Origin of the sequence: Bifidobacterium asteroides (genome assembly GCF_048001765.1) — a bacterium.
Lineage (GTDB): Bacteria > Actinomycetota > Actinomycetes > Actinomycetales > Bifidobacteriaceae > Bombiscardovia > Bombiscardovia asteroides_K.
Map to the genome: position 1 here is coordinate 1,322,470 of NZ_CP181447.1, position 13,494 is coordinate 1,335,963.

Below are 13,494 nucleotides of genomic sequence, written 5' to 3' on the forward strand. Positions count from 1 at the left end.
ACTATTTAATCTAAATCTACTAGTTTCTCCACCATTAGCTCGTCCATAGTGTTATTCGATACAGTCAAATAGTAGCAATTGTATATGTCATAATTTATTTAAAATCTTGATCAACCACGGTAGATAAACGGATATAAATGACTAACAAAATCATTATTACCCTCTTGTATCGAACCAATTCTGCAAGTAGGGCATGACCGGGGAATGAGTGAGGGTTCCCCATCAGTTGCTGCCCCCCCCCCCGCAAGCGTGGTACCGGGCGACAGGGGGGGGGGGGGGCATTTTTGCTCAAAAGAATTGATGGTTTGGGTCTGCCGAACATGTTTTGTATAGAATTCCAAGGTGTCACCTAAAGTTGATAGATTAATTGAATCTCTGGGTTGAGATCTGGATAGTTGCTCTAAATGATCAACTTACGTTAACGATTTTTTACCTCAGATTAGAGACAATCGTCATATGCTGTCTATCGGTAATCCTTATCTGCTTCAAAAAAAAAAATTAAACTGTCTGTTTACCTGAGCAACGCAAAAGTCTCTCTCGTTCTCCTGGATTTTGCACAAACGAACAGCTGACGTATGAAGAAGTAAAATTGTTAAAATACTATAGTTCAACAACTACTAATCTATAGTTTTGAATTTGCCAGCAATAATAGGACCACTTCGGAGCACAAAGGTAACGGCCTTACCAGAAAAATGATAAATAATTTGCATATCATTTTTCGAAGATTGCAGACATCAAACTTTTATCCAATACAGGATGGTTATTAACAATCCCACGGTCAATCCCTTGACCGTACCAGGCTGACCCAGCTGCCACAGGTCTGTGACCTTGCTGAAAAGCCTTCAGGAATATCGGAGATCCGCGCATCGGTTCGAACATATTCGGTTCTCAACTCCTATGAACATCTCATCGTCTGCGTGCCATCGTTCAGAAAGCACCAATCCGACAAACCATTAAGAACCATCACGAACACTTACAGTGAAGACCAAATCCATTCAATGACATGCTTCATCCGGCTTCAGATAAGAAGAACAATGATCAAGATTCCGGAGAACATCACGTCGAACCGGAACCCGCTTAAGGTCTCAAATACAAAAGTCTTAGCCAGCTACGATCCTGCCATATCTGCATCATGCCCTGCTTCGAATATTGCCTCAGCATTAGTGAACCACCTATTCCTATGACGCATCCCAAGCGTAGCTCTTTGTCACTAGAGCTTGAAGCCATCTTGATGCGAATCAACTGGATTGAACGACATTGTATTAGGCGAAGGATCAACGCTCCGTATTTACCACACAGTGTAGGGTTTATACGAAGGCGAATATAGAAAACCTGATTGAAATTGCAGACTCATTCGTAGGTCCAACCGTGAGCGTTTTTGGATACACTCACGATACGGAAAAGTGACCGGACAAATTATATTCTCAATCAGCCCAAGAAAGAGAATCATAATAAAATGAGAACTAGTTCAACTGCAAGATTGGCACTGAAAGAGTCTAAAGGTCTTTCCACGATAGCATGTGGCCAAATTTCTTCTGCCCTTACTTTTTATACTCCTGTAAGTGCTGTCTTCCTTACTTCCAGAGGCCTGGACTACTCGGAAATTTTCACGCTGGAAAGCATGCCCCTTCTCTCAATATTCTTAGTCGAGGTACCCTCTGGTGTTTGGGCGGATAAGGTCGACAGAAAAGCGCCGATTATATTGGGGTTTACGCTTAGTGTTGCTTCAAACATAATCTATGCACTAGGACAGGGCTTTTCTTGATATGCGGTGTCCTACAGCATGAGTGGTTTCAGCATTACGCTAATCTCAAGCATATTAGAAGCATATGTTTACGAATCTCTTAATAAGGATGCAGACAAGCTTGCAATAGGGGTCTTCGGCTTCTGTAAATCACTGGAACTCATAAGTGGCATGCTTGCCTCATTGTGCGGATCATACCTCGCTCACCTAAATATCTCGTTTCCCGCATATACAACCGCTATGGTCTCGTTCATCGGGTTCTTATTCATGCTTAGACTGCCTTCTATTCCCGTGAACAATCGCAAACACAGTATAAGTAAGAGGTCATTTCTGTAGTATTTGATAAAAGGAGCAAGCGTATTGATAAGGACGCCTGTTCTCGCTTCCGCCAGCATTACATCTAGCGCTTCGTTCGTGCTTTCAACGCTGTTTATACGTTAAATCAACCCTTATATGAGCAAACGAATTTGCCTATGTCATACTGGGGCTTGCTGGCGTCCGTTGCTCTTATTTTAGCCGAAGATTATAGCTACCTTTCTAACAAGCTTGAGGTATACCTGGGAAGATCAAAAGCTCTCTTCTTAGCCTATACTATCGGGGCAGCTGGTTTCGCACTCATGGCAGTTCCTTCGCCATCGTCGTAGCGATCGGATTCCTGCTTGTCGTGGTGGGCATGAATGGAAGAGGGCCCATAACTCCGGCAGTTGCGAATAGTTTGATTCCGTCTGATTATCGCTCCACTGTTCTTAATATTGCGAGTTCATTAGGAAGCTTGATCGGCATGGCATGCAACCCAATCATAGGTTGGAGCGCGGATCGAAATGTCGCAATCACTACCCTTGGGATCGCCGGGATTTTAGTTCTGATTGCCCTCATGTGGTTGCCGATTGCGAACGAATATATGAAGAATACCTAATAGCTGTACGCATATCGAGCAGTAGCACCAACATGGGAAATCTGATATATAAATGCCGCAAAGATGCAGCATGTCGCTTTCAAGAAGACAAGATTTAATTAAGCAATCCCCGTAGCACTTGAACCTAACCTTGTGGAGCATAAAATGCAGTACTGAGCCGAAGCACGGATTCTACTAGACCCAAATTGGCCATTTTGAAATCAAAGATGAACAAGTCACGGATGGCATAATATTATCTATTACGAAATTTGAATTCCACACGATGAAATCCTTGAAAGTTTAAACCAATCTGCTGACTGAGCCATAAGTAGACGAAGGATGTATGCCACATGTTAAGTAAAGCAGCGACAACATTCGTAGCCCTCAAAGACGTTTTGAGACACAAACCATTGGTTACATTATCGCTTGGTGCTTTCTTTACCAGTCTTGTCGGTGGAATCGTTAATCTCTTACTGACCATTCATGTATACGATATTTCGGGATCGTCTCCGCTGGCGGTCAGTGCCCTCTTTTTAGTTACCTTTATGCCAAATTTAATTGTAGCTCCGCTGTTTTCTGGTATAGCTGACAAATACAATCGCAGGATTGTTTTAGCAGTGGGCGGAACGCTACGAGCTCTTTGTTGTCTGTTGCTCGCATTTAACCATAACATTGCTCTTTCATTTATTCTTGCTTTTGTTATAACAAGCATAGCTGCGGTTATGAAGCCAGCACGATATGCAAAAGCTGCTGAACTAGTTTCAGATTCAAAACTGTCAGTTCTCAATTCTGTTTTATCTTTCATGATCAATGCTGCAGGTATCGCCTCGGCGCCCTCGCCGGTTTGCTCACCAATTTCAACAGTGTCGCTGCATTTGCGGTTGCTGCTTTTGGCAGCTTAATTGCGGCTTCACTTGACGGTTGCTATTCACATGAGGAGCATAATTCGAAGCGAGCTGTCGATTCACACAATGGTTTTCGCGAAAGTCATAGTATTTCCTTCTGGGTTAAGTTAAAAGGGATAATTTCTTCAACCACCATTCGATTAAAAAATGTTTTAGACCTTATCAAAAAGGAACGACTTCTTGCTGCCCTGTCCATTGTTGTTCTTGCACTTTGGTTCGGCCTCGGACTACAAGAAACTCTACTCGTTGTTTTCACCCGTACGGTGTTACATGCTCCAAACTCTGTTTACGGGTATTTGAACACGATTGGATCCATTGGGGCACTTATCGGAGCAGCACTAGCTGCACCTTTTTCCTCAAATACCCGATCAGCAATAAAAAGTTTGCCAATGTCCCTCATCGCTTCTGGAATAGCCTTCTGCGCGTTTGCATTGAGCGGTCAATCTCTGATTTTCGCTTTCTGCAGCTTTTTTGTATTTTCTTTATTCTATACAATTGTCAATGTAATTGAAGAATTACTTGAGCAAGTTCTCTCCCCCAATGAATATAGAGCTTCTGTAATGTCCACTATAGGCGCGGTAGGTACGGTCGGATATCTTATCGGAGGATCTCTAACCGGCTGGTTATCAGACTTAGTCGGTCCTACGAATACCGCAATTCTAGCGGCAGTTAGTCTAATAGGCGCAGGAATCTTTGCGGGATTGACCATGCTTCGATATCGAGTAGAAAAGGTTTAGTTCAATTTTGTCCAACAAGAAAAAAGTAATTAGTTGATAATCATAATTCAATATTTAAAGTAAGGCATCAATAAGATGTCCGCGGATATACATGCATCCATTTAGAGCTGTATTGACCTTCCTCGTGGTTCTTTGCGTGATATAGCTGTGCTTCTAAGTATGACTAACCGGAAGGGTTGATGACGCATCGGTCAGCCTACCGCAATGGAATCAGCTACTGCTCACCAGAAATGCAGGTTAGTGCTTGCATGACCAGTACTGTTCACAACAGGGCGATGTTGTACGGAAATACATTGATGTAGGGTTGAGGGTTCCACGCCTCACACGGATACAGCCAAGGCAAGGTGGCAGACGCCCTGGGCCATGCAAGATCCGCAATGTCGGACTGGCTAAATGCAAAGCCTCCGATAGAGGTAGCAGTTGTCAATGAGATCTGCGACTATATGTGTCGGACATCTGGGTGGTCATCCGCAGGGCCGAGCAACGTATGACGGAAAGCCTAGCACCTATCCTCTCTGACTGTGGATTTCCTTCAAGTCTCAGAGGATAAGAAGGCGGCTTATGTGCTTGGACACAGTCAAGACCGGCGACCATCCACTGGCAGCACACCGACGCTACTAGAACAGGCGTTACGGTCTGCGCCTGGAACGCCGTACAAGGCGCGAAACCGCGCTGAAGCTCGCCAAACCCTCGAATATCGGATCGTCTGCGAACCCGACGCCACCCTCCAAATCAACCAGGGCTACCAGCCCATACCCGATTCGAACCAGACGCACTGCAAAGCACGAACCTGCCCCCCCTCCCCACAGGCACGACCATCGTACAGAATAAATGGTAGCCTGCTGGTAGTCATAGAGGATGAAGAAAGAGGGATAAGTCATGTCCAACGCTGAACAGACCCCACAGACTCCAAAGACCCCACAGACACCTGTGCCCCCATGGATGCAGCCACCGGAGGAAAAGCCGATTTACAAGAAGGTCTGGTTCTGGGTCGTCATCGCAGTCGTTGCCATTCTTGTTTTTGCCGCAACCGCAGGATCAAACATCAAGCTGACCATCGGTGTCCCCAAGATCGAGACAGCCGGCATATCACAGCAACTGAACAAGATGAAGAAAACCCCAAAGGACACTGAAACCCCTGCCAACCCTAACCCCGACGATCACCAGGCGGCTCTGGCCAAGGCGCAAGACTACTCTGAGGTTCTGCACAAGAGCAAGCAGGGCATCTACGAGCAGCTCACCAACGAGGATAAATTCACGCCCGAGGCCGCCCAGTACGCCATAGACCACCTCAAAGCCGACGACAAGGCCAATGCCCTCGCCGCAGCCCAAGATGACGAGAGAATACTGCACTTGAGCAAGCAGCGCGTCTACGACAATCTCACCAGAGATGAGAAATACACGCCTGAGGACGCCCAGTACGCCGTAGATAACCTCAAAGCCGACTACAAGGCCAATGCTCTCGCCGCAGCCAAATATTTCCAGAAAATACACATGAGCCCGGCAGAAATCCAGAAGCAACTCACCAGCCAGTACGGAGAGAAGTTTACCCCTGAAGAAGCGGCTTACGCCATGCAGCACCTCAAACAGTAACCAGATTCCAACGGACCGGCCCGCTCCGGCGGGGCTTTTCCTTTGCGAGGGCTCTGTCGCTTAAATGTCGCACAAAATCGTGTTTCAGACAAATCATCAAAGCAAGAGAAAAGCCTCCACAACCTATGCGTCTGTGGGGGGGCTTTGACTCTGTGCCGCCACAGGGTTCGAACTACTGACATGCTGATTAAGAGGCAGCTTCTTTTTTGCGACTTGTACCACTGTATCCTCCCCACCTGAGATGACAGAACGTTGCATCAGCTGGTGTTATTGACTTTTCGACTCATTAAGCAATCTCCGACAAGCGCCACAATTGCTTGTGCCAAACGATTGTCGGATATGGCGTAAGTTGTCGTATTCCACATATTTGTTACACCTCGTGTTCGCCACACCTGAAAATTCAGGAACCTTCCAGCTGACTAAGCAGTTCTGGACTTGCTGGTAGTCTGCTGGTAGTCATAGAGGACGAAGGGAGAGGTAAGTCATGTCCAACGCTGAACAGACCCCACAGACTCCAAAGACCCCACAGACACCCGTGCCCCCATGGATGCAGCCACCCGAGGAAAAGCCGATTTACAAGAAGGTCTGGTTCTGGATCGCCATCGCAGTCGTTGCCATTCTTGTTTTTGCCGCAACCGCAGGATCAAACATCAAGCTGACCATCGGTGTCCCCAAGATCGAGACAGCCGGCATATCACAGCAACTGAACAAGATGAAGAAAACTATAAAAGCCCCTAAAAAACCTGCTAACCCTGACCCTGACAATCACAAGGCGGCTCTGGCTCAGGCGCAAGACTTCTCTGAGCTCCTGTACATGAGCAAGCAGGGCATCTACGATAGGCTCACCAGCGTGGATAAATTCACGCCCGAGGCCGCCCAGTACGCCGTAGACCATCTCAAAGCCGACTACAACGCCAATGCCCTTGCCGAAGCCAAACACTACCAGAAAAGAATGCACATGAGCAAGCGGGGCATCTACGATGAGCTCACCAGCGAGGATAAATTCACGCCCGAGGCTGCCCAGTACGCCGTAGATAACCTCCAAGCCGACGACAACGCGGCTGCTCAGGCTAAAGCCAAACATTACCTGGAAATAACACACGAGAGCAAGGAGGGCATCTACTACGACCTCACCAGTGAGGATAAATTCACGCCCAATGTCGCCCAGCACGCCGTAGATAACCTCAAAGCCGACTACAAGGCCACTGCTCTCGCCGCAGCCAAAGACTACCAGAAAATGCACATGAGCCCGGCAGAAATCCAGCATCAGCTCGCCAGCCCGTACGGATCGAAGTTTACCCCCGAAGAAGTGGCTTACGCCATGCAGCATCTCAATCAGTAACCAGATCCCAACGGATCAGCCCCGCTCCGGCGGGGCTTTTCCTTTGCGGGAACCTTTGTCGCACAAATGTCACACAAAATCAAGTCTTAAGCAAACTTGCCGAGTAATGGAAAAGCCCCGCAGCCTTTGTGGCTGTAGGGCTTCCGTGTGGTGCGCCAGACAGGATTCGAACCTGCAACCTGCTGATCCGTAGTCAGCTGCTCTAATCCGTTGGGCTACTGGCGCATGTCATCTTGACGAGGAACTCGTTTTTGACAACTCATTTATACTACCGCAATTGTGGATTCTGTCCAGTCTGGTGTGTCGCACAGGAAGCGGGAAACCACGGGCTTCAGTCTGACTGGGACCAAGACAGCCAGAGCAGATATTCCACGTTGCCATGGGCTCCGGTTATCGGCGATGGCATGGTAGCTCGAACAACGAATTCATACTCACGTGCACAGGCCAAGACGCGCTCCAACGCCTCCTGCCTGCGATCCTCGTCCGTCACAATGCCATGATGGCCCAGCAGGCTGCGTCCGACCTCGAACTGGGGCTTGACCAGCAACAGGCAGTTGGCAGCAGGCGCCAGCAAGGCAGGGAGGACGGGAATGACGTAGGTCAGCGAGATGAAAGACACATCCGAAACCACATATTCCGGATGATACGGCAGATCCCCCGGCTGGACTTCGCGTATGTTGACACCGCTCCTGTCAATCACCCTAGGATCAGCGGCAATCCGTTCCAGCAACTGTCCGTGGCCCACATCAAGGGCGATAACTCGCCTTGCCCCGCGCCTGAGCAGAACGTCAGTGAAACCGCCCGTGGAAGCCCCGATATCGAGACAGAGCCTGTCCTGCGGACCGGGCATCCCCTGCGCCGCAAAAGTCCTCAGGGCGCCCTCCAGCTTCAGCGCTCCCCGAGAGGCATAGTCATCGCCCGGATCCAGAAGAATCACATCGCCTGGCTGGACGCTCTGAGCAGGCTTTGATGCCAGATGATCGTTGACCGTAACTCGGCCCTGCCGAATCAACGCCTGGGCTCTGGCCCGTGAATCCGTCAGCCCCTGTGCAGACAGGATACGGTCAAGCCGGTCGCGGGTGTGAGCCACAGTCCTTCGACGACCGTCCCCAGCGCTGACGACCGTGTCCTCAACGTTCACTTGCCCTCCTGGTTCAGGTCCTGCTGGAGCCCGGTCAGCACCTTGCCGAGCAGCTCAACCTGTTGGGCATCGTCCAGATCGTCCAATTGAGCCAAATCAGGGAAACGTTCCAAAAGAGGTGCCATGACTTGCTTATCCATGGGCTCTTCAGATGCTGACACAGTCGGATCCTCATCATCTGCATGTGAAGACCGCGCAGTACGCTCAGACCCTACAGGCTGCTCGGTCTGACCAGACTGCCTATGTAGCCCGTAGTGATTGGATTCCTGGGATGATTCGCTCGCTTCGGGCTGTCCGGACTTGGCTTCTTCCGACATGGCCCGCTATGCCCCTACGACAAAGGCGGGCAGATCCAGCGAGTCCATGTCTCCACCACGATCCTGGTACTCCCAGAGCGCACAGGCACAGGCTCGCACAGCATCCAAATCAGACAGGGGTTCGCCACCTGCCTCAAGAGCGCGCAGGGTGACATGCCCGTCATCGTCCACCCTTGCGGTTTGGCCGCCGCAGTGCCAGGTTTGGTCTGCCTCCTTGTTGGGCTGGGGCTGTGGCGCAGTCAGGCCGCGCAGGTCTTCAGCCAGATAGGTAGGCCGCAACTTGGCAGGTGCAGTCAGAATGGCAGGTGTTCGGGCCACGCCTGTCAGGACGACCATGGAGTCGTACCCACCCCGGTTGGCTGCCTCGATGTCGGTATCCAGACGGTCACCCACAGGCAGGCATCGGTCAACGTCAAAGATCTTCTCTTGGCTATCCGCTAACAGCTGCCGAGCCTCGTCATACATGGCCGATTCCGGCTTACCGGCCGAAGCCTCCGGCTGCTTTCCAGTAGCCAGAATCACCGGTTGGAGCATAGCTCCATTACCGGGTGCCATGCCACCTTCACGGGGCAGGGTCTGATCCTTGTTGGTAGTGAAGTAACGTGCACCATTTTCAATGGCAAAGGCGGCCTGGGCCAGGTCCTGCCAGCTCAGCTCGGGATACCAGGCCTGAATGACGGCCTCTGGCTTATCTGCGGCCTTGTTTACCGGCACCATTCCGTTAAGGCGGATCTGATCACGTAGATGATCGGATCCAATGACCAGCACTCTGGCGCCCTCCTGCAGGTGTCGGCGCAGCATTCGTGCGGCGACTACGGCCGAGGTGATGACCTGGCCATCGTCCAGGGTCAGACCGAACCCGCGCAGCTGATCGGCCACTACATGGGGAAACCGGGATGCATTGTTGGTGGTGTAGGCCATGCGCAAGCCGAGCGTCTGAGCGCGGTCGATGCCCTCGGCCGCATGCTCAACAGGGTCAGCACCCCGGTAGACCACCCCATCCAGGTCAAGCAGTGCCAGATGATAGGTCTTTGCCGGAGCGTCGTCAGTTCCTTTGAGGAATACGGTCACTATTCAGTCCTAGCTTCATCAGGCGTATCGGACTCATTGACCTGCTCATCCTTGGCCTGTTCAGGTTCATGATCGATAGCGCCTGCCTCGGATCCTGCAGCCTGGACAGTCGCGTCACCGTTGTCAGCAGCAGATTTATCGGCGACAGCCACGTCAGCTTCGCTACCGTTCTGGTCACTTTGAGACCCATCGTCCGAAGTTTCTGCATCAAGGGGAGAGGACTCTCCCCCGGGTTGCTTCACAGTATCTGACGATTCCGGCACTTCAGATTCCGACACTTCAGATGAACCAGTTGAGTCGGACGAACCAGTCGAATCAACTGCGTCGGATGTATCAGTCGAATCGGATGAGTCACCAGTGTCAGTCGAGTCCGCTGAATCGTCCGAAGCAACTGATTCTGGAGATTCCTCAACCAGGCTGTCATCGGCACCCTGATCGGATGCATCAGTGACATCAGACTCAGCGGCCTCAGTCTCAGCTTCAGCCTCATCCGAGTCATCCTCACCGCCATCCGGATCAATGGAGAGATCCTCCATCATGGCCGGATCCAGGTGCTCCAGGTCATAGTCGATCAGGATCTCCTCGGACTGTCCGCCATTCTGGCCGTCCTCGTCCTCATCCTCGTCGGCATACTCTGCTTCCAGCCGGTCCAGCAAGGGTTCCAGTTCCAGAGCCTCCTGGCTGCGACCAGCCTGTTCGAGGAAGTTCTGCTCGGCCTGCACGGCACGCATCCGGTAGTCGCCGCTGAGCCCCCGGGCCTTGACCAGGGCCTGAACGGTCTCGATGGCCTTGTCCCACAGGCCCAGATCGCCCAAGGCTCCGGCATAAACCAGGAACATCTCCGCCTTGGACTCGCCCTGCAGCTGACTGCCTTCCTCGGAGGTGGCCTCCTCAATGGCCTTGCGGGGATTGCCCAGACCACGCTCACAGTCGGCGATGAAGGGTAGGTAATCAGAATAGCCGTTCATGCGGTGTGCGGTGCGGAACTCCTTCAAGGCCAGCTTGTAGTCGCCCTGACGGTAAGCCACCAGGGCCAGCGTCTCACGAGCAAGATCGATCCGCGAGGCCTGCCGGGCAGCCCACTTGGCATGAGCCAGAGCCCCCTGGGGATCGGTCTCCTCCAGCGCGTAGGCGGCCAGAATGTGCAGGCCGATGTTCTCCGCATGCTCCTTGCTCAACCCGCGCAGGCGCAGGCGATCATCCTTGGAGAGCATGGACCATTCCAGGCCTTTGGGCATCTTGGGCTCGCCAGGCCGGCGATCCGTGTAGGGATTCTGCGAGGGGTAGGAGATGGTTCCGTCAGAGTTGCGACGACCGCGGTCATAGCCATTCTGGCGGTTACGCTGATAGGCCCCGCGTCGGTCGTCATGGCGACGGTCGTCGTGACCATGCTGGCCCTGATACCTGTTGCCATGGGAACGGTCGCCCCGATAGCCGCCTTGACGGTGGTCGTCATGAGAACGGTCACCATAAGAGCGCTTGCCATAGGGACGGTCCCCACGTGAACGGTCCTGGCGTGGACGGTCATCACGGGAGCGGCTGTTCCATGGACGATCCCCGCCGGACCGCTCATCCTGCCGACGACCAAACCTCCGGTCGTCACCCCGGCGGCGGTCCCCGTGGAAGCCCTGACCACGATCATGATCACGGTCATGCCGCTGGTAGCCACGTCCGGAACGACGTTCGCCATATCCCGACCGACCGCGGTCGTTGTCATGATCACGATGCCCGTAGCCACGGTTCCCGTTGGCATGGAAGTCGCGACGTGGACGGTCACCATCCTGCCGACGGCCGTGGCGGTCGTCACGCTTGTCGAAATGCCGGTCCCGGTCGGAATCCCTGTGGAAGCCGCTGTGACCATCCTGACGGTCATGCCTGTATCCGCGATTGTCACGGTCGAACCGGTCGTGCCCTCGCCCGCGGAAGGGCCTCTGGCCATTCCTGTTCTCGGAACGACGCTCTTCGCCGCCTTCGCCGTCATGGTTGTGGAAGTTGCCGGAACGGTGACCTCCCGAACGATATCCTCCGGAGCGGTACCCGCCCGAGTGAGAACCGCCCTTGTGGAAGCCCGAAGAGCGACGGCCGCCCGACCGGAAGCCGCCTGGGCGCGAACCGCCCCGGTCCCGTCCGCGATCGCTCCGGGAATGATTGTGTTCTTCTGCCATCAGTGTCCTTAATTCCTGCGTTCCTACTTGCCGGCCCGACGCTCAAGTGCGCCCAGGGCCTTCTTTCCTCTGCGAACCAGGGCGAAGCGCCCGTGCAGAAAGTCCTTGTTGCCCAATACCTGATCCGGATCCTCGACACGCTGGTTATTCAGGTAGAAACCGCCCGAGGCCACAGTCTTCCGAGCCTCGGAGACCGAACGGAAGAGTCCGGCCGCAACTCCGGCCTCCACCAGACGCTGACCCTCGCTGGCCGCAGGCAGGGCTCGTCCGCCTTGACCATCATCGACCTTGAGGCCGTCCAGTGCGGAATCCAGCACATCCTCGTCCAGCTCCTCCAGGGTCTTGCCACGACCGAAGAGGGCGCCCGAGGCATCGATGGCCCCCTGGGCGGCATGCTCGCCGTGCACATAGGAGGTCACCTGCCAGGCCAGAACCTTCTGGGCTTCGCGAGCACCGGGATCCTGGGCGGTCCGCTCCTCCAGGCGCTCGATCTCGGCCTTGGGCAGGAAGGTGAAGGTCTTCAGCAACTTGACCACCTGGTCGTCAGGCTGGTTGAACCAGAACTGGTAGAAGCGGTAGGGGCTGAACATGGTGGGATCCAGCCAGACCGCGTTGCCCTCGGACTTGCCGAACTTCTTGCCCTGGGAGTCCGTGATCAACGGGCTGGTCATCACATTGACGGATGCATTGCGCACCTTGCGAATCAGGTCCAGGCCGCTGGTCAGGTTCCCCCACTGGTCGCTGCCGCCCAGCTGCAGACTGCATCCGTAGCGGTCGAAGAGCTCCAGGAAGTCGTTGCCCTGGAGCACCTGGTAGCTGAACTCGGTAAAGGAGATGCCCTCGTCGGAATCCAGACGACGGGCCACCGTGTCCTTGGCCAGCATGGTGCCCATGCGGAAGTTCTTGCCCACATCGCGCAGGAAGTCGATGGTGCTCATGGACCCGGTCCACTCATAATTATTGACGAACCGGACGGGGTTGTCCCCCTCGGTGTCCAGGAAGCGTCCGATCTGTCCACGCAGGCGCTCGGTCCATTCGGCCACGGTCTGCTTGGGATTCAGGGTGCGCTCCCCCGACTGGCGAGGGTCGCCGATCAGCCCGGTGGCCCCGCCTACAACGGCGATGGGATGCAGACCAGCCGCCTGCAGGTGGCGCATGTTGAGCAGCTGGACCAGATTGCCCACGTGCAGCGAGGGAGCGGTGGGGTCAAATCCGCAATAATAGGTCACCGAGGGGTCGGCCAGCACCTTCCTGAGCTCGGACTCGTCCGTGCACTGGGCAATGAGACCGCGCCACTTGAGTTCGTCGAAAAGCGAGTCGAAACCCGCCTGCCTGAAATCGGTGACCTGCGACATGAGAGGCTACTCCCTATCGAATACTTGATGAATGTATGCTAAACCCTACTATTCTTGCAACAGATACCGACACGGCAGAGCCCCGGACCGCCGCAGACAAGGCCTCACCAAGCAGGAATCCCCAGGGGGCGAAACCGGATAATCACTGTGAATCGACCACTGCGGATTGGCGATTAACCGCTGGCTGCTTTTGCCAAGACGGGGCGGCCGGCTGAATCCTCTCAGCAAA

9 protein-coding genes and 1 tRNA gene are annotated in these 13,494 nt (G+C 53.4%); 4 read left to right on the plus strand and 6 right to left on the minus strand.

What is annotated here, in order from left to right; translation table 11 throughout:
* Positions 1-2,989 precede the first annotated feature (2,989 nt).
* The 4 genes from ACNAOV_RS05195 (at position 2,990) to ACNAOV_RS05210 (ending at position 7,216) form a co-directional block, all read left to right on the plus strand.
* A complete protein-coding gene (locus tag ACNAOV_RS05195) occupies positions 2,990-3,541 on the plus strand; it encodes an MFS transporter (protein ID WP_416516876.1) in 552 nt (183 codons plus the stop codon).
* Positions 3,484-4,281 carry a hypothetical protein gene (locus ACNAOV_RS05200; RefSeq protein ID WP_416516877.1) on the plus strand — a complete coding sequence of 266 codons (798 nt, stop codon included), beginning with the start codon at positions 3,484-3,486 and terminating at the stop codon, positions 4,279-4,281. The genes ACNAOV_RS05195 and ACNAOV_RS05200 overlap by 58 nt, the downstream gene beginning before the upstream one ends.
* A 942-nt stretch (positions 4,282-5,223) precedes the next feature.
* The gene (locus tag ACNAOV_RS05205) at positions 5,224-5,874 is read left to right on the plus strand and encodes an Ltp family lipoprotein (RefSeq protein WP_416516878.1); all 651 of its coding nucleotides are present in this window, start codon (positions 5,224-5,226) and stop codon (positions 5,872-5,874) included.
* Positions 5,875-6,358: 484 nt separating this feature from the next.
* Positions 6,359-7,216, plus strand: a complete 858-nt coding sequence (locus tag ACNAOV_RS05210) for an Ltp family lipoprotein (RefSeq protein WP_416516879.1) — start codon at positions 6,359-6,361, stop codon at positions 7,214-7,216.
* Positions 7,217-7,364: 148 nt separating this feature from the next.
* On the opposite strand, the gene ACNAOV_RS05215 is transcribed toward ACNAOV_RS05210, so the two are convergent.
* The 6 genes from ACNAOV_RS05215 to tyrS form a co-directional block, all read right to left on the minus strand.
* Positions 7,365-7,441: transfer RNA gene (locus tag ACNAOV_RS05215), tRNA-Arg, on the minus strand.
* Positions 7,442-7,547: 106 nt separating this feature from the next.
* Positions 7,548-8,306, minus strand: a complete 759-nt coding sequence (locus ACNAOV_RS05220) for a TlyA family RNA methyltransferase (RefSeq protein ID WP_416518159.1) — start codon at positions 8,304-8,306, stop codon at positions 7,548-7,550.
* Positions 8,307-8,353: 47 nt separating this feature from the next.
* A complete protein-coding gene (locus ACNAOV_RS05225; protein ID WP_198205485.1) occupies positions 8,354-8,518 on the minus strand; it encodes a hypothetical protein in 165 nt (54 codons plus the stop codon).
* A 162-nt stretch (positions 8,519-8,680) separates the two neighbouring features.
* On the minus strand, positions 8,681-9,745 hold the full coding sequence (locus ACNAOV_RS05230) for an HAD-IIA family hydrolase (RefSeq protein ID WP_416516880.1): 1,065 nt from the start codon (positions 9,743-9,745) through the stop codon (positions 8,681-8,683).
* Positions 9,745-11,910: a helicase gene (locus ACNAOV_RS05235; RefSeq protein ID WP_416516881.1), complete on the minus strand. Its 2,166-nt coding sequence runs from the start codon at positions 11,908-11,910 to the stop codon at positions 9,745-9,747. Before ACNAOV_RS05235 ends, ACNAOV_RS05230 begins: the two co-directional genes overlap by 1 nt.
* A gap of 23 nt (positions 11,911-11,933) precedes the next feature.
* Entirely contained in the window at positions 11,934-13,265 is a 1,332-nt protein-coding gene (gene tyrS, locus ACNAOV_RS05240) for a tyrosine--tRNA ligase (RefSeq protein WP_254477331.1), read from the minus strand.
* Positions 13,266-13,494 lie beyond the last annotated feature (229 nt).